Source organism: Streptomyces sp. SID5910, assembly GCF_009862125.1.
Classification (GTDB): Bacteria; Actinomycetota; Actinomycetes; order Streptomycetales; family Streptomycetaceae; genus Streptomyces.
The window spans coordinates 1-15,644 of record NZ_WWHX01000966.1; the positions used below are offsets into that span (position 1 = coordinate 1).

Sequence of the window (15,644 nt, forward strand, 5' to 3'; positions counted from 1 at the left end):
GCACGACTGCCCGCAGGCTGGGCGGGGGAAGGGGCCGGGAGCACGACTTCCCGCAGGCTGCGCGGGGCAAGGGGCGGGGCGGCACGACTTGGGTGGGTCGGGGCGTGGATAGGCTCTGGGCGTGAGTACGAATGCTCGGTTCGACCCGCCGTCCGATGCCCGTGTGTACCGCTTGCTTACCGCGCGCGGGGAGTTCGCCGTCGTCGATTCGCCCGTGGCCGGCGGGGGCGTGCCCAAGGGGGTCGTGCTGATGCTGCCGGGGTTCACCGGCAGCAAGGAGGACTTCACGCTGCTGCACGAACCGCTCGGCGCCCGCGGGTACCGTACGGTCGCCGTGGACGGGCGCGGACAGTACGAGTCCGACGGCCCTGAGCACGACGAGGCCGGCTACGCGCAGGCCGAGCTGGCCCGGGACGTCCTCGCGCAGGTCGCCGCGCTGGGGACGCCCGTGCACCTGGTCGGGCACTCGCTCGGCGGCCAGATCGCCCGTGCCGCCGTCCTCCTCGACCACTCCCCCTTCCTCTCCCTCACGCTGATGTCGTCGGGCCCGGCGCGGATCTCCGTCTCCCAGCAGCAGCGCGTGAAGCTCCTGCGGGACGCGCTCGGCACCATGACGATGGCCCAGGTCTGGGAGGTGATGCAGGCGATGGGTCCGCCCGAGGAGGCCGGCGCCCCGGTGCCCGCCCACGGCCCGGACGCCCCGGAACGGCTGCGCGCACGCTGGCTCGGCACCCGCCCGGCGCAACTGCTCGCCACGGGACGCCAGTTGTGCACCGAGCCGGACCGCGTCGCCGAGCTCGCCGCGGTGCCGCTACCGTTCCACGTGCTGTCGGGCGCCTACGACGACACCTGGCCCGTGCCCCTCCTGGACGAGATGGCCGTACGGCTGGACGCGCGCCGGACCGTCGTCCAGGGGGCCGAGCACTCGCCCAACACGGACCAGCCGCTGCCGACCGCCCAGGCCCTGGCCGACTTCTGGGACGGCGTCCCCGCGCTGTGACGGCCTAGTACTGCGACCGCAGGTGCTCCCAGAAGCCGTCCCGCAGCGCCCGCCGCAGGTCGGCCTGGCCGCGCAGCGAGTACTGGAGCAGCCCCTCGGCCTCCACGAGCAGGTCCTGGTCCACCGAGCCGGGCAGGTAGGGGTGGCCGGGGAGCAGCTCCAGGAGGGCGTCGCGGCCCCGTGCCGCCAGCCACTTCGCGGCGATCTGGGCGCCCACGAAGCGGACGTCCTCGCGGGCCGGCCGCACCACGCCCGCCCCCTCGTAGGCGTGGGCGGTGCGCCGGGAGACGTACGGCTTGAAGAAGTCGAGGTCGAAGGTGCGCTGGCTGTCGACCTCCCAGAGCAGCGGGTCGGCCTGGTTGCGGCCCTCGGGGGCCTCGACGCCCCACAGGTGGACGCGGGCGCCGTACCCCTGGGCGGCCTCGACCGCCGAGACGAGGTCCTCGTCGCCGCCGAGCAGCGCCGCGTCGCTGATGGCGCGGTGCCGGGCGAGAGACTCCAGGTCGGAGCGGATGAGGGAGTCGACGCCCTTCTGCTGGTTGTTGGCGTTGAGGTTGCCCAGGCGGACCTTGACGTCCGGCAGCTCGGCGATGGTCTGCTGCTCGGCGGTGTGGATGCGGCGCCGGGCGCCGTCGTACCAGTAGACCCGCAGCAGGCGGCTGTCGGCGAAGATCGTGCGGGCCTTGTCGATGAGGGCCTCGATCAGTCCCTCGGCGTCCAGGTCGAAGGCCCTGCGGTCCTCGGTGCCGGCGACCAGTCGCCCCGCCGCCGCGTAGAGGTACCCGGCGTCGACGAAGATCGCGTGGGTCGAAGGCGTCTTCGCCACCTCGGCGAGCATGCGCTGGAGCAGCTCGTTGGTGCGGTCGATGCGGGCGTTCAGGGACGCGAGGTCGTCGTTCATCGCCTCCATTGTCCCGGCGGTCACGCTGCGAACACAACCGGTCCCGGTCAGTCTTGTTACGGGCACGGATCGCTCCGAGGCGGTCTTCTTACGTGTCAGTAATTAGTTGTTCGAAAAATTTCCTTAGCGTAGGGAATGTTCTTAACATCCGGGCCGTTGAATCGTATGGACGCCCGGGCACCGACGACCCGTGGCCCACACCAGTAGTTCTCCTCAGGAGGATGACCAGATCAAGGGAGAGGCCCATGCGCTTTGAAGTCATGCGACTCGACGACGTCGACGGCACACCCGTGGACACCACCGTCGTGGACGCCGCCTCCGTGAACCGCATCGTTCAGCAGGCCGCCGCCATAGGGCAGCGCCTGTGGATCCGCCCCGCCGACACCTCGGCCTTGTAACGCGGACCGTTCCACACGCCGGGAGCCCCCGTGCGACACCGTCACCGGTGCCGCGCGGGGGCTCTGTCGTGTCCGGCGCTCAGGCGCCCTGGATCACCTGGGTGACGCCGTTGATGATCTGCTGCACAGCGATCGCGGAGAGCATCATGCCCGCGAGGCGGGTCACCAGGACGACACCGCCGTCCTTGATGACGCGGATGATCAGCAGCGAGTACCGCATCACCAGCCACAGCACCACGTGGATGGCGAGGATCGCCGACCAGACCGACACCTGCGAGGTCACGCTGCCGGCCTTCTGCACGGCCAGGATGACCGACACGATGGCGCCGGGCCCCGCGAGCAGCGGCATGCCGAGCGGCACCAGCGCGACGTTGACGTCCTTGGTCTGCTTGGGCTCGTCCGTCTTGCCGGTGAGCAGGTCGAGGGCGATCAGCAGGAGCAGCAGCCCGCCGGCGATCATCAGCGCGGGCACGGAGACGTGCAGGTAGTTGAGGATCTGGTGCCCGAGCAGCCCGAACACCGTGATCACACCGCCGGCCACGCAGACGGCCTGGAAGGCCATCCGCTTCTGCACCTTGGCGGGCCGTCCGGCGGTCAGCGCGAGGAAGATCGGAGTGATCCCGGGGGGATCCATGATGACGAAAAGGGTCAGGAAGAGGGAGCCGAAGACGGCGAGGTCGAACATGAGCGTGACAAAGCCTTGCGATGACAGGAGCAACGAACGGGGTGTGGGACGGGAGCGGACCTCGGGCGCTGAGGGCCTCGGGCGCCGCGGACCTCAGGCTCCGCCGGCCCCCGGCACGGGGAACGCCCCGTGCGCCCGCCGCGTGATCTCGCCGTAGACCTCGGGGTCCGTCGTGTACTCGCCGGGCACGCAGGTCTTGCGGCTGCCGTGGTAGTCGCTGGACCCGGTCACCAGCAGCCCCAGGTCCGCGGCGAGTCCGCGCAGCCGGGCCCGGGTGTCGGCGTCGTGGTCCATGTGGTCGACCTCGATGCCGTCCAGTCCGGCGGCGGCGAGCTCGGCGATGGCGGCCTCCGGGACCGTACGGCCGCGCTTGGCGGCGGCCGGGTGGGCGAAGACCGCGACGCCGCCGGCGCCCTTGATCAGCCGGATCGCCTCGAACGGGTCGGTCTCGTGCTTCTCGACGTGGGCCCGGCCGCCGTCGGCCAGCCAGTCCTCGGTGAAGGCGTCGCTCACGGTCGGTACGACGCCGAGCTCCACGAGCGCGGTGGCCACGTGCGGGCGTCCGACGGAGCCGTCGCCGGCGATCCGCGCGACCTGCTCCCAGGTGACGGGGACGCCGAGCGCGTTGAGCTTGGCGACCATGCCCCGGGCGCGCGGCACCCGGTCGTCCCGGACCAGTTCCCGCTCGGCGAGCAGGGCGGGCTCCTCGGGGTCGAAGAGGTAGGCCAGCATGTGCATGCTGATGCCGTCGAGGCGGCAGGAGAGTTCGGCGCCGGTGACCAGCGTCAGGCCCTCGGGCAGCGCGGCGATGGCCTCGGCGTGGCCGCGGGTGGTGTCGTGGTCGGTCAGCGCGACGACGTCCAGCCCGGCCGCGGCGGCGTTGCGCACCAGCTCGGCGGGGGTGTCCGTGCCGTCGGACGCGGTGGAGTGGGTGTGCAGATCGATGCGCACGACGCTGACTCCAGGCGGTGACGGGACGAAAGGGGACGCTCAAGGATAACCGGAACTCCGCACCCCGATGTCACACCCGAAGCGCCCTCGCGCCCCCTACGCGCGCACCCCCCGGCCCGCCCCCGGACGGTGCGCTACGGCTGGATCAACCGCGGCGACAGGGCGCCGCACGGCACGAGGTCCACCTCCGCGCCGGCGTCCCTCAGGTCGGTCAGTACCAGCTCGTCGTACATGAGCAGTCCCGACTGCTCGGGCCACAGCACGGCCCAGAGCCACATCCCGAGGGCCTCCCCCGCGAACACCGCGCGGTCGCTCGGGGTGCCGGAGACGTGCCAGAGCGGGGTCGGGCGGCCGGCGGCGAGGACCTTGGCCTGCGGCGGCTTCTCGACGTCCAAGTAGGGGCCGGGGTCCGGGGCGTCGATCCCCGCGTACCGCGCGCCGAGTCCGACGCCCAGCTCCTCGGCCACCAGGATCAGCTCGCCGGGGCCACCGAGCGGGCCCGGTCCCGAGCAGGCCACCGCGGTGGCCCGGCCGCCGCTGCGGTCGTCGCCCGCGCAGGCCACGCCGGTGAACAGCCAGCCCACGGGCAGCGGCCACGGCATCCACACCGGCACCTGGGTGCGGTGCACGACGACGCCGAGCGCCTCGACGCTGGGCGGTATCACGGGCTGGAGCGGGTGCACCGTGCCATGCAGGTCGCACTGCCATGAATCGGCGAAGAGACCGGGAGCCCTGACCCGGCCACCACACTTCGGGCAACTGGGTTCGCCCCTCATACAGCCCCACGGTCCTACCCTCGCCCGCCCACGTCAAGGACGATCACCCATCCGGGGCGGCGGGCTGACCAGGAGAAAGTAGATGTATGTTGCATTAATTAGCCGCGCTAACTTACTATGTGCATAAACCAACCATCTCTGTCGGCATTGGAGCAACCATGGACCCCTTCGACGCGGGTGCGGGCGGCATCCTGCGACAGCCCAAGGCGGTGTGGGCGACCGCCGGTGCGTCCGTCGTCGCCTTCATGGGCATCGGGCTCGTCGACCCGATCCTGCCGTCCATCGCCAAGGGCCTGGACGCGAACGCCAGCCAGGTCTCCCTCCTGTTCACCTCCTACTTCCTGATCACGGCCGTCGCCATGCTGGTCACGGGCTTCGTCTCCAGCCGCATCGGCGGACGCAAGACCCTGCTGCTCGGCCTCGCCTTCGTGGTCGTCTTCGCGGGCCTCGCCGGCACCTCCGACACCGTCGGCCAGCTCGTCGGCTACCGGGCCGGCTGGGGCCTCGGCAACGCCCTGTTCGTCTCGACGGCCCTCGCGGTCATCGTCGGCGCGGCGGCCGGCGGCAGCGCCGCGGCGATCCTGCTGTACGAGTCCGCCCTCGGCCTCGGCATGGCCTGCGGCCCGCTGCTGGGCGCGCTGCTCGGCGACGCCAGCTGGCGCTACCCGTTCTTCGGCACCGCGTTCCTGATGGCGATCGGCTTCCTGTGCATCACGGTGTTCCTCAAGGAGCAGCCGAAGCCGGCCCGCAAGACCTCGCTGCTCGACCCGATCAAGGCGCTGGGCCACGGCGGCCTCGCCTCCGCCGCGGTCTCCGCGTTCTTCTACAACTACACGTTCTTCACCGTGCTGGCCTTCACGCCGTTCGTGCTGAACATGACCCCGTACAAGTCCGGTGCCGTGTTCTTCGCCTGGGGCGTGCTGCTGGCCGTGTTCTCGGTCCTCGTGGCGCCGCGCATGCAGAGGCGCTTCGGCTCGCTGAAGGTGCTCGGCGGCTCGCTGGTGCTGCTCGCGGCCGACGTGCTGGTCCTCGGCTACGGCAACCACACCGCCGCGATCGTCTGCACCATCCTGTCCGGTGCCTTCATCGGCGTGAACAACACCGTGTACACGGAACTTGCCCTCGGCGTGTCGGACGCGCCGCGCCCGGTGGCGAGCGCCGGCTACAACTTCGTGCGCTGGTTCGCGGCGGCCGCCGCTCCGTACTTCGCGCCGAAGATCGAGGAGTGGACCGACATCCACATCCCGTTCGTGGTGGCCGCCGTCACCGCCGTACTGGGCGCGGTCGTGGTCGCCGTGCGGCGCCGGGCGCTCACCCACGAGGCGGAGGAGCTGGAGCCGCGGCACGCGGCCGAGGACTCGGTCGCCGTCTTCGCCGACTGAGCCACCGCGCACCGCGGTTGGTGAGTCGCCTCACTCCAGCGGGACGGACCTGCGGGACGGATCCCGCAGGTCCGTTCCGTGCGTCAGCCAGCGCTCCTGGAGGGCCTGGGCGCCGTGCACCCGCTTCCAGGCGGCCTCGTTCTGCGTCATCGGCAGCAGCGGCAGGAAGCGTACGGGGTCCAGCGGGGCGTCCAGCTCCAGGTCCTCCACCAGACCGCCCGGCTCCGCGACCAGCACCGAGGTGAACGGGGCGCCGGGCCACAGCGGCTCGCCGACGTCCAGGGAGGCGCCGGGCGCCACGACGACGCCCTCGACCTGCGGGGACGCGGCGAGCACGGCCAGCGGCCGGAGCACCTTGTCGGTGTCGGCGCCGCCCGCCCGGACGGAGAGGACCAGCTCGGCGCGGGGGCCCTCGACCGGGTCGGCGAGCACGGCCGTGGGGTCCGCCATGGGCTGCGCGGACATGCCGAGGGTCGCGTAGCGGACGATGTCGCCCTCCGGGCCGCCGCCGGGGAAGCGCAGCACCTCGATGCGGTCGGCGCCGAGGAAGGTGACCGCCGCGCGCGCGTCCGGTTCGCCCAGTGCCGTACACAACCGGGCCTCGACCAGAGGAAGAACATCAGCCATGCGGCGAGCATAGAACTCGTCAGTACGCGGCAAAGCGGCGCCTTGACACGTCGAGTCACTGGTACTCTGGGCCAGCGGTTCTGGGGCAGCACGCGGCAGTCGAGCGATCACGGCCCCGACGCTGAGAACACTCCCCTACGGGGAACCCCTTCAAACAGGGGTATGGATCGTCCCTCACGAGGGACCGGCCGGAGGAGGTGGGCGGCATGGACCGAAGTCGACCGTGCAGTACCACTCGCTCTTCCGGTCGCTGACGCAGCTGCTCCGGTTCTTCCCGCCGCGGCCTTTCGCTCGCGCGCCTCTCCTCGGAAGAGCACTTCGTCTCGTTTTGCCTGATCTGCCTGCCTGCAACAGCAGCGCTGAATCAGCAGTGAAGCCGGCCACCGCGACGGTGCGGTGCCCCCCGCTTTGTGGACGCGCCGAGCACGCGTGATCTGGACGTCCTCATTCCGGGTGGTTCCACCCGCCGCCGGCACGCTCGCTGCCCGTCGCGAAGGAGCCTGCCATGTCGATGATCCGTGACCTGCGCGCCGCGGTCCGCCCGTCCCGCGTCTCGCTGCGCAAGGACAACGGCGCCTACGACACCACCCGCGACCCGGGGACCGCCTCCGCCGTCGTCGACTGCGCCGTCTACCGCGACGGCACCCGCGTCCAGACCGACACCCCGCTGAGCCCGCACCGGGCGATGCGTCAGGTGCGCCGCGACGGCGGCTTCGTGTGGATCGGCCTGCACGAGCCCACCGAGGACGAATTCGCCGGTATCGCCCGGGAGTTCGGACTGCACCCGCTGGCCGTGGAGGACGCCGTCCAGGCCCACCAGCGGCCCAAGCTGGAGCGCTACGACGACTCCCTGTTCACCGTCTTCAAGACCGTCCACTACGTCGAGCACGACGAGCTCACCGCGAACAGCGAGGTCGTGGAGACCGGCGAGGTCATGTGCTTCACCGGGCGGGACTTCTTCATCACCGTCCGGCACGGCGGCCAGGGCTCCCTGCGCACGCTGCGGCACCGGCTTCAGGACGACCCCGAGCTGCTGCTCAAGGGCCCCTCCGCGGTGCTGCACGCCATCGCCGACCACGTCGTGGACGGCTACATCGCCGTCGCCGACGCGGTGCAGGACGACATCGACGAGGTCGAGACCGAGGTGTTCTCGCCCGGCCGCAAGGGCAGCCCGCGCGGCACCGACGCCGGCCGGATCTACCAACTCAAGCGCGAGGTGCTGGAGTTCAAGCGGGCGGTGGCGCCGCTGCTGCGGCCCATGCAGCTGCTCAGCGAGCGGCCGATGCGGCTGATCGACCCGGAGATCCAGAAGTACTTCCGGGACGTCGCCGACCACGTGGCACGGGTGCAGGAGCAGGTCATCGGCTTCGACGAGCTGCTGAACTCCATCCTCCAGGCCAACCTCGCCCAGGCGTCCGTCGCGCAGAACGAGGACATGCGCAAGATCACCTCGTGGGCGGCGATCATCGCCGTGCCGACGATGGTGTGCGGGGTGTACGGCATGAACTTCGACTACATGCCGGAGACGCACTGGAAGTTCGGCTATCCGCTGGTCCTGTCGATCACCGTCGGGCTCTGCCTGGGCATCCACCGCACGCTCAAGCGCAACGGCTGGCTCTGAAGCCGCCCGGGGGCCCCTGGATAGGCTGACCGCATGACAAGCGAGCTGCTCGACCAGGCCCTCGTCGAGGAGGCCACCAAGAAGTCCGGCCTCATCTGGGTCAAGGGCCCCGGCGTGCCCGCCCGTGCGCTGTGGCACGTCTGGCACGAGGGCGCGGCCTGCGTCGTCGGCGACGGACCCGGCGAGCAGCCGCTGCCGGGCCTGACCGACGGGGCGGCGGCCGAAGTGACGGTGCGCAGCAAGGACAAGGGGGGCCGGCTGGTCTCCTGGGCGGCGCGGGTCGTGGAGCTGCCCTCCGGCTCCGAGGCGTGGCAGGCCGCGGTCGCCGACCTCAAGGGCAAGCGGCTCAACGCCCCGGACGGCGAGGCGATGACCGGCCGCTGGGCGCGTGAGTGCCGGGTGCTGCGGCTGGAGCCGACGGGGACGTTCGCGCCGCTGCCCGACGGCTCACTGGCCGAGCCACCGCTGCCGAGCCCGGCGACGACCCGCGAACCGGCCCCGGCGTCCCTGCCGCGCCTGCTGCTGAAGCGCCGGAGGAAGAGCCGGCGGGGCTAGGGCGTCGGGCCCTAGGAGGTCGGCAGCTGCTTGCCGTAGTCCAGGGTGTCGTCCTTGGCCGGTGCCGTGAGCGGGAAGTCCTTGTTCCAGTCGGAGAAGCTGAGCGTGCCCGCCCTGCCGGCCCGCACCAGGCGCAGCGGGTAGGGCGTGCCCTCCAGGGAGACGTCCAGCGAGCCGCCGGAGCCCTGGTCACCGGTGACGCGGACGGTGCGCACGCCCTCCTGCTCGTGCCGGCCGTCGGTCTCCACCGTGCCGTGCAGCGTCAGCAGTCCGTCGAGGAGGACGTCCTTGTCCGTGAAGCCGCTGAACTTCTGGTACGCCGGGTCGCCCTCCGGCACCTTCACGTACTTGCCGGCCAGCTTCTCCGCGGCCGCGGCGTCGCCGCCGTCGTGGCTCCAGAAACCGGCGTCGGCCTTGAGGAAGAGCTGTTCACCGACCCGCAGCAGCCCGAAGGTCGCCCCCTCGGCGGCGACCGACCCGGTGCCGCCGTCGGACTTCAGGCGCATGTCCAGGGTGTACGTGCTGCCGCCGGCGGCCACCGTGCCGTGCAGCCGGACCGCGCGGGCGGCGTCGGCGGCCGCGCGCGTCTTGGCCTGGATCTTCTCGGCCGGGAGCTTGCCCACCCCGTTGGTGCCCGCGTCCGGGTCCTCGCTGCTGCATCCCGTCAGCCCCGCCCCCGCCACTGCCAGGGCGCACACCGCGCCCAGCCAAGCGGCCCTGCGGAGTCGGCGCCGGGGAGTCACGGTCACAGGTGGTGCTGCCTTTCTGACGGAGATCCAAGAGGCGTACCGCAGCGTACCGGGGCCGAAGGCGGTGATCGGAGCCAGTCCGTCCGGACCGGCCCGCCAGGGCGGACCTCTTCGGGACGGGCTAGCCTGAAGGCCGTGCGAGCGGGCAATTCGGGAAAGAGACACCGTACGAAACTCCTCTCAACTCCTCTCACGGACTGACTGACGAAAAGGAGCCGCGGCCATGGCAGCGGGCGCCCCCCGGATCTTCGTCTCGCACCTCTCCGGCATCGCCGTCTTCGACCCGGCCGGCGACCAGGTGGGACGGGTGCGCGACCTGGTCGTCATGCTCCGCGTCGGCCGCAAGCCCCCACGGGTGCTCGGTCTGGTCGTCGAACTGTCCACCCGCCGGCGCATCTTCCTGCCGATGACCCGGGTCACCGGGATCGAGTCGGGGCAGGTCATCACGACCGGGGTGCTCAACGTGCGGCGCTTCGAGCAGCGGCCCACCGAGCGCCTCGTCTTCGGCGAGCTCCTCGACCGGCGCGTGACGCTCACCGAGGACGGCGAGGAGGCCACCGTCCTGGACCTGTCGGTGCAGCAGTTGCCGGCCCGCCGGGACTGGGAGATCGACAAGGTCTTCGTCCGCAAGGGCAGGAAGGGCGGCGCCTTCCGGCGGGCCAGGGGCGAGACGCTGACCGTCGAGTGGTCCGGCGTCACCGGCTTCTCCCTGGAGGAGCAGGGGCAGGGCGCCGAGAACCTGCTCGCCACCTTCGAGCAGCTGCGCCCCGCCGACCTCGCCAACGTGCTGCACCACCTGTCGGCCAAGCGCCGCGCGGAGGTCGCCGCCGCCCTCGACGACGACCGCCTGGCCGACGTGCTGGAGGAGCTGCCGGAGGACGACCAGATCGAGATCCTCGGCAAGCTCAAGGAGGAACGCGCCGCGGACGTGCTGGAGGCGATGGACCCCGACGACGCGGCCGACCTGCTCGGCGAGCTGCCCGAGGAGGACAAGGAACGCCTGCTGAGCCTGATGCAGCCCGACGACGCGGCCGACATGCGGCGCCTGATGGCGTACGAGGAGCACACGGCCGGCGGTCTGATGACGACCGAGCCGATCGTGCTGCGCCCCGACGCCACCGTCGCCGACGCCCTGGCCCGCATCCGCAACCCCGACCTGTCCCCGGCGCACGCCGCGCAGGTCTACGTGTGCCGGCCGCCCGAGGAGACCCCGACCGGCAAGTACCTGGGCACGGTCCACTTCCAGCGCCTGCTGCGCGACCCCCCGTACACGCTGGTCGGCTCGATGCTGGACGACGACCTCCAGCCCCTGGAGCCGGACGCCGCGCTGCCGGTGGTCGCCGGTTTCTTCGCGACGTACGACATGGTGGCGGCGCCCGTCGTGGACGACTCCGGGTCGCTGCTCGGCGCGATCACCGTGGACGACGTACTGGACCACATGCTGCCCGACGACTGGCGGGAGACCGAGTACCACCTGGACGAGACGGACGGGCCGCGGGAGGTGAGCGCCGATGGCGCCTGAGCGCGAGACCCCGCCCCGGGAGCGCGCGGTGTCGGGGGCCACGGCGGCCTCCCGTCCCCGCGCCCGCCTCGACCAGCCCCGGCCGCCCCGGCGCCGGCTCCTGCCCGAGTGGGACCCGGAGTCCTTCGGCCGGCTGTCGGAGCGCGTCGCCCGCTTCCTGGGCACCGGGCGGTTCATCGTCTGGATGACGGTCGTCATCATCTGCTGGGTGCTGTGGAACGTGTCCGTGCCGGGCAGCCTGCGCTTCGACGAGTACCCGTTCATCTTCCTGACGCTGGCCCTGTCGCTCCAGGCCTCCTACGCGGCCCCGCTGATCCTGCTCGCGCAGAACCGGCAGGACGACCGGGACCGGGTCAACCTGGAGCAGGACCGCAAGCAGAACGAGCGGTCGATCGCCGACACCGAGTACCTGACCCGGGAGATCGCCGCCCTGCGCATCGGCCTCGGCGAGGTCGCGACGCGGGACTGGATCCGCTCCGAGCTCCAGGACCTGATCAGGGAGATGGAGGAGCGGCAGGACGGCCACCGCCGCGGCGACGGGGTATTCCCGGCGGATCGGTCCACGGGGCGTGACGTACACGACCGCTGACGGGGCTTTCCGCGCCCCGTGGGCGGCGCCGTACCATCGTGTCTATGGCTACGGAAGACGCGGTGCGCGAGGCACTGGCGACGGTGAACGACCCCGAGATCAACCGGCCCATCACCGAGCTCGGGATGGTCAAGTCGGTGGAGATCGGCGCGGACGGAGCGGTCGCGGTCGCGGTGTACCTGACGGTCTCCGGCTGTCCCATGCGGGACACCATCACGCAGCGCGTGACGGACGCGGTCTCGCGGGTCGAGGGTGTCACGCGGGTCGACGTCGAGCTGGACGTGATGAGCGACGAGCAGCGCAAGGAGCTGGCGAGCGCCCTGCGCGGCGGCCAGACCGAGCGCGAGGTGCCCTTCGCCAAGCCGGGCAGCCTCACCCGGGTGTACGCGGTGGCGTCCGGCAAGGGCGGCGTCGGCAAGTCGTCGGTGACGGTGAACCTGGCGGCGGCGATGGCGGCCGACGGCCTGAAGGTCGGTGTCGTCGACGCCGACATCTACGGCCACTCCGTGCCGCGCATGCTGGGCGCCGACGGGCGTCCCACCCAGGTCGAGAACATGATCATGCCGCCTTCCGCCAACGGCGTGAAGGTCATCTCGATCGGCATGTTCACCCCGGGCAACGCGCCGGTCGTCTGGCGCGGCCCGATGCTGCACCGCGCGCTCCAGCAGTTCCTGGCCGACGTGTACTGGGGCGACCTGGACGTCCTGCTGCTCGACCTGCCGCCCGGCACCGGCGACATCGCGATCTCCGTCGCGCAGCTCGTGCCGAACGCCGAGATCCTCGTCGTGACGACCCCTCAGCAGGCCGCCGCCGAGGTGGCGGAGCGGGCCGGTGCGATCGCCGTGCAGACCCACCAGAAGATCGTCGGCGTGGTCGAGAACATGTCCGGCCTGCCCTGCCCGCACTGCGGCGAGATGGTCGACGTGTTCGGCACGGGCGGCGGCCAGGCGGTCGCCGACGGCCTGACCCGCACGACCGGCGCCTCGGTCCCGGTCCTCGGCTCCATCCCGATCGACGTCCGCCTGCGCGAGGGCGGCGACGAGGGCAAGCCCGTGGTCCTGTCCGACCCGGAGTCCCCGGCGGGCGCGGCCCTGCGGGGAATCGCGGGCAAGCTGGGCGGCCGTCAGCGCGGCCTGTCGGGCCTGTCGCTGGGCATCACGCCCCGGAACAAGTTCTGACCTTCCGTACGGCCACGGGGGCGCTGTCCTTGCGGACGGCGCCCCTCGTCGTACGCCGGGACGCCGGTCAGGCGTCGTAGGCGGCGATGTCCTTGACCACCGAGAAGGCGAGCCCGTAGGCGCTCATGCCCCGGCCGTACGCCCCGAGGTGGACACCCCGGTCGGTGGAGCCGGCGAGCACCCAGCCGAACTCGGACTCCCGGTAGTGGAAGGACGTCGGCACGCCGTCCACGGGCAGCGACAGCGTCGTCCAGTCCTCCCCGTCGAGGTCGTCGGCGAGCACCCAGGCGGTCTCGGTCTGCTGCTCCAGCCAGTTGTCGCGCAGGGAGTGGTCCATCTGGCCCGGCCAGGTGAAGGACAGCAGCCCCACGCCGGCGAGCCATGCCGCCGAGGACACCGACGTGGCCTCCAGCAGGCCCGTGCCGTCGGCGCTGCGCCGGTCGGGGCTGGCGGCGACCGTCACGACCACCGCGAACTTCTCCTTGGCGTCCTGGTCGTCGCCGGACACGTGCTCGTTGCGCACGGACGGCTCGTCGCCGTGCCCGATCGAGCCGTGCTCCACGGTTCCGTCGGCCGCCGTGCCGACCTGCATCAGCCAGCGCCGCCCCGTGAACGCCTCGTCGAGGCCGTACCACGGGAAGTGCGCCCGCAGATAGCCGTCGACCGTACGCCGGGCGGAGGGGACTGGTGGTCCGTCCTCCGCGGCCGGCGCCTGCGCGACCGCCGCGTTCGTCGTCTCCATGTGCCCGGACGCCTCCTCGCTCTCGTCGGAGCGGAACGGCCCACCCCCCTTCGGGCGCACTCGTCCGCTCCGCACAACAACTCGGCAGCATAGCCACACCTGTGCGGGCAGCCGGGAAAGCGCCCGGCGCGTGGGCCGCACCGGTGCCGCGACGGGGGCGTGTGCGACCGGTTCGGAGTATGAGACGCGTCACGTACGGCGGCGCACGCCGACGGGGGCGGTGGGGTCAGGTGGCGTCGGCGTCGAACGGCGGGCGTTCGTCGCGGGCGGGGGTCTCGGGCTTCTTGGCCATGTCGATCTTCTTGGACATGTCGACGGCCCCGCCCGAAGAGGACGAGGACGACGAGGAGCCCGAGGAGGACGACGACGTCTCCGACTCGCGGCCGTGGACCGCGTCGGTGACCTCGGCCATCTCCTTCTTCAGGTCGAAGCCGTTGCGGATCTCCTTGAGACCCAGCTCGTCGTTGTCCAGCTGCTTGCGGATGAACGTCTTCGGGTTGAGGTCCTCGAACTCGAAGTCCTTGAACTCCGGGCCCAGCTCCTCCCGGATGTCCCGCTTGGCGCTGTCCGAGAACTCCCGGATCTTCCGGATGGTCCGCGTCACGTCCTGGATGACCTTGGGGAGCTTGTCCGGGCCGAACACGAGCACGGCGAGGACGACGAGCGTCACCAGCTCGAGTGCGCCTATGTCATTGAACACCTGAAGCTCCTTGGGATGTCCGGGCCGCCCCCACGGTACCCGCCGATCCCGCCCGGCCGGTACCGTCCCGTGACCACGGACTGTGCGTATGCGAGCGCTTTCCCGATTGTTTGCCTTCCCGGCCCCGTCTCCTGGCCGTGTGCCGGTCTGTCCCGGTTCAGTCGCCGTCGGAGGAGCCGAGCACCAACGAGACGTTCGTCTCCTTGCCCTGGCGCTCCACGGTCAGCTCCAGCCGGTCGCCGGGGCGGTGGGCGCGGGTCTTGACGATGAGTTCCTCGCCGGAGTGCACGCGCCGGCCGTCGACCTCGGTGATCACGTCCCCGGCCTTGAGGCCGGCGTCGGCGCCGGGTCCGCCGGCGGTGACCGGGGGCCCGCCGTCGCTGCCCCGCGTGCCCACGCGGGCGCCGTCGCCGGCGTAGTCCATGTCGAGGGTGATGCCGATGACCGGGTGTGTCGCCCGGCCGGTGTTGATCAGCTCCTCGGCCACGCGCTTGCCCTGGTTGATGGGGATGGCGAAGCCCAGCCCTATGGAACCGGCCTGGCCGCCGTCGGAGTCGGCGCCGCCGCTGCCGGCGGACCGGATCGCGGAGTTGATGCCGATGGCGCTGCCCCGGGCGTCCAGGAGGGGGCCGCCGGAGTTGCCGGGGTTGATGGGCGCGTCGGTCTGGAGCGCGTCGACGTACGACACGTCGCTGCCGTCGCTCTCCTCGCCGCCGGCCGTGATGGGCCGCTCCTTGGCGCTGATGATGCCGGAGGTGACCGTGCCGGCCAGGTCGAAGGGGGCGCCGATGGCGACGACGGGGTCGCCGACCTGCACGTTGTCGGAGTTGCCGAGCGGCATGGGGGTGAGTCCGTCGACGCCCTTGACCTTCACCACCGCGAGGTCGTACCCGCTGTCGCGGCCGACGACCGTGGCCTCGGCGGTGTCGCCACTGTTGAAGGTCACGGTGATCTCGCCGCCGTTTCCGGCGGGCTCGACGACGTGGTTGTTGGTGAGGATGTGGCCGCGGCCGTCGAGGACGAAGCCGGTGCCGGTGCCGGCGGCGTCGCTGCCGCTGACGTGCAGTGTCACCACGCTGGGCAGGGCCCGCGCGGCGATCCCGGCGACGCTGTCCGGGGCCCGGCCGGCCGGCTCCTTCCCGGCCTGCGGCAGCTCCACGGTCCCCATGCCGCCGTTGCGCTCCAGATAGACCCCTACGGCACCGCCGACGCCACCGGAGACCAGGGCGATCAGCACGACCCCGACGACGAGCGCCCGCCGGGCCCGC

Annotated in this window: 17 protein-coding genes; 8 read left to right on the forward strand and 9 right to left on the reverse strand. The window is 71.8% G+C overall.

Translation table 11 applies throughout. The features are described from left to right. The first annotated feature begins 121 nt into the window (after window positions 1–121). A complete protein-coding gene (locus GTW67_RS34635) occupies window positions 122–1,000 on the forward strand; it encodes an alpha/beta fold hydrolase (protein WP_161168678.1) in 879 nt (292 codons plus the stop codon). A gap of 4 nt (window positions 1,001–1,004) precedes the next feature. On the opposite strand, the gene GTW67_RS34640 is transcribed toward GTW67_RS34635, so the two are convergent. After that, window positions 1,005–1,910, reverse strand: coding sequence for an NYN domain-containing protein (locus GTW67_RS34640; RefSeq protein ID WP_202438092.1), 906 nt, complete (start codon window positions 1,908–1,910; stop codon window positions 1,005–1,007). 236 nt (window positions 1,911–2,146) lie between these two features. Between GTW67_RS34640 and GTW67_RS37295 the strand changes: the two genes are divergently transcribed. Beyond that, window positions 2,147–2,299, forward strand: a complete 153-nt coding sequence (locus GTW67_RS37295) for a DUF8834 family protein (protein WP_007444413.1) — start codon at window positions 2,147–2,149, stop codon at window positions 2,297–2,299. A 79-nt stretch (window positions 2,300–2,378) separates the two neighbouring features. Here the strand turns inward: GTW67_RS37295 and GTW67_RS34645 are convergent, their stop codons facing one another. The 3 genes from GTW67_RS34645 to GTW67_RS34655 all read right to left on the reverse strand — a co-directional run bounded on the left by GTW67_RS34645 (window position 2,379) and on the right by GTW67_RS34655 (window position 4,711). Further along, window positions 2,379–2,984 (reverse strand): MarC family protein, encoded by a 606-nt coding sequence (locus GTW67_RS34645; RefSeq protein WP_161168680.1) that lies wholly within the window; start codon window positions 2,982–2,984, stop codon window positions 2,379–2,381. A gap of 93 nt (window positions 2,985–3,077) precedes the next feature. Next, the gene (locus tag GTW67_RS34650) at window positions 3,078–3,935 is read right to left on the reverse strand and encodes a PHP domain-containing protein (RefSeq protein WP_161168681.1); all 858 of its coding nucleotides are present in this window, start codon (window positions 3,933–3,935) and stop codon (window positions 3,078–3,080) included. 134 nt (window positions 3,936–4,069) lie between these two features. Beyond that, window positions 4,070–4,711 carry a DUF6758 family protein gene (locus tag GTW67_RS34655; RefSeq protein WP_161168682.1) on the reverse strand — a complete coding sequence of 214 codons (642 nt, stop codon included), beginning with the start codon at window positions 4,709–4,711 and terminating at the stop codon, window positions 4,070–4,072. A gap of 158 nt (window positions 4,712–4,869) precedes the next feature. Here GTW67_RS34655 and GTW67_RS34660 point away from each other — a divergent pair, with 158 nt between their 5' ends. After that, window positions 4,870–6,093, forward strand: a complete 1,224-nt coding sequence (locus GTW67_RS34660; RefSeq protein WP_161168683.1) for an MFS transporter — start codon at window positions 4,870–4,872, stop codon at window positions 6,091–6,093. Window positions 6,094–6,123: 30 nt separating this feature from the next. Here the strand turns inward: GTW67_RS34660 and GTW67_RS34665 are convergent, their stop codons facing one another. Then, on the reverse strand, window positions 6,124–6,720 hold the full coding sequence (locus GTW67_RS34665; RefSeq protein WP_161168684.1) for a suppressor of fused domain protein: 597 nt from the start codon (window positions 6,718–6,720) through the stop codon (window positions 6,124–6,126). A gap of 505 nt (window positions 6,721–7,225) precedes the next feature. Between GTW67_RS34665 and GTW67_RS34670 the strand changes: the two genes are divergently transcribed. Continuing rightward, window positions 7,226–8,341: a magnesium and cobalt transport protein CorA gene (locus GTW67_RS34670; RefSeq protein ID WP_161168685.1), complete on the forward strand. Its 1,116-nt coding sequence runs from the start codon at window positions 7,226–7,228 to the stop codon at window positions 8,339–8,341. 33 nt (window positions 8,342–8,374) lie between these two features. After that, a complete protein-coding gene (locus GTW67_RS34675) occupies window positions 8,375–8,896 on the forward strand; it encodes a hypothetical protein (protein WP_161168686.1) in 522 nt (173 codons plus the stop codon). 11 nt (window positions 8,897–8,907) lie between these two features. On the opposite strand, the gene GTW67_RS34680 is transcribed toward GTW67_RS34675, so the two are convergent. Further along, complete coding sequence (locus tag GTW67_RS34680; protein ID WP_161168687.1) at window positions 8,908–9,645, reverse strand: hypothetical protein; 738 nt, start codon at window positions 9,643–9,645, stop codon at window positions 8,908–8,910. 223 nt (window positions 9,646–9,868) lie between these two features. Here GTW67_RS34680 and GTW67_RS34685 point away from each other — a divergent pair, with 223 nt between their 5' ends. Genes GTW67_RS34685 through GTW67_RS34695 form a run of 3 tightly spaced genes read left to right on the forward strand, consistent with a single transcriptional unit; the run spans window position 9,869 to window position 12,934 of the window. Further along, window positions 9,869–11,167, forward strand: a complete 1,299-nt coding sequence (locus GTW67_RS34685) for a magnesium transporter MgtE N-terminal domain-containing protein (RefSeq protein WP_161168688.1) — start codon at window positions 9,869–9,871, stop codon at window positions 11,165–11,167. Further along, window positions 11,157–11,756, forward strand: a complete 600-nt coding sequence (locus tag GTW67_RS34690) for a DUF1003 domain-containing protein (protein WP_161168689.1) — start codon at window positions 11,157–11,159, stop codon at window positions 11,754–11,756. The genes GTW67_RS34685 and GTW67_RS34690 overlap by 11 nt, the downstream gene beginning before the upstream one ends. Before the next feature lie 44 nt (window positions 11,757–11,800). After that, entirely contained in the window at window positions 11,801–12,934 is a 1,134-nt protein-coding gene (locus tag GTW67_RS34695) for an Mrp/NBP35 family ATP-binding protein (RefSeq protein ID WP_161168690.1), read from the forward strand. Between the two features lie 67 nt (window positions 12,935–13,001). Here the strand turns inward: GTW67_RS34695 and GTW67_RS34700 are convergent, their stop codons facing one another. The 3 genes from GTW67_RS34700 to GTW67_RS34710 all read right to left on the reverse strand — a co-directional run. After that, window positions 13,002–13,676, reverse strand: coding sequence for a hypothetical protein (locus GTW67_RS34700; RefSeq protein WP_161168691.1), 675 nt, complete (start codon window positions 13,674–13,676; stop codon window positions 13,002–13,004). A 226-nt stretch (window positions 13,677–13,902) separates the two neighbouring features. Further along, window positions 13,903–14,376: a sec-independent translocase gene (locus GTW67_RS34705; protein WP_161168692.1), complete on the reverse strand. Its 474-nt coding sequence runs from the start codon at window positions 14,374–14,376 to the stop codon at window positions 13,903–13,905. A gap of 157 nt (window positions 14,377–14,533) precedes the next feature. After that, the coding region (locus GTW67_RS34710) for a S1C family serine protease (protein ID WP_161168693.1) at window positions 14,534–15,644 on the reverse strand (1,111 nt) is incomplete at its 5' end.

What these genes read in the sequence shown, in the direction of transcription:
- GTW67_RS34685 (WP_161168688.1), top strand. Translation starts at nt 9,869, where the DNA reads ATGGCAGCGGGCGCCCCCCGGATCTTCGTCTCGCACCTCTCCGGCATC.
- GTW67_RS34700 (WP_161168691.1), bottom strand. Translation starts at nt 13,676, where the DNA reads ATGGAGACGACGAACGCGGCGGTCGCGCAGGCGCCGGCCGCGGAGGAC.
- GTW67_RS34665 (WP_161168684.1), bottom strand. Translation starts at nt 6,720, where the DNA reads ATGGCTGATGTTCTTCCTCTGGTCGAGGCCCGGTTGTGTACGGCACTG.
- GTW67_RS34670 (WP_161168685.1), top strand. Translation starts at nt 7,226, where the DNA reads ATGTCGATGATCCGTGACCTGCGCGCCGCGGTCCGCCCGTCCCGCGTC.
- GTW67_RS34655 (WP_161168682.1), bottom strand. Translation starts at nt 4,711, where the DNA reads ATGAGGGGCGAACCCAGTTGCCCGAAGTGTGGTGGCCGGGTCAGGGCT.
- GTW67_RS34695 (WP_161168690.1), top strand. Translation starts at nt 11,801, where the DNA reads ATGGCTACGGAAGACGCGGTGCGCGAGGCACTGGCGACGGTGAACGAC.
- GTW67_RS37295 (WP_007444413.1), top strand. Translation starts at nt 2,147, where the DNA reads ATGCGCTTTGAAGTCATGCGACTCGACGACGTCGACGGCACACCCGTG.
- GTW67_RS34645 (WP_161168680.1), bottom strand. Translation starts at nt 2,984, where the DNA reads ATGTTCGACCTCGCCGTCTTCGGCTCCCTCTTCCTGACCCTTTTCGTC.
- GTW67_RS34640 (WP_202438092.1), bottom strand. Translation starts at nt 1,910, where the DNA reads ATGGAGGCGATGAACGACGACCTCGCGTCCCTGAACGCCCGCATCGAC.
- GTW67_RS34690 (WP_161168689.1), top strand. Translation starts at nt 11,157, where the DNA reads ATGGCGCCTGAGCGCGAGACCCCGCCCCGGGAGCGCGCGGTGTCGGGG.
- GTW67_RS34660 (WP_161168683.1), top strand. Translation starts at nt 4,870, where the DNA reads ATGGACCCCTTCGACGCGGGTGCGGGCGGCATCCTGCGACAGCCCAAG.
- GTW67_RS34675 (WP_161168686.1), top strand. Translation starts at nt 8,375, where the DNA reads ATGACAAGCGAGCTGCTCGACCAGGCCCTCGTCGAGGAGGCCACCAAG.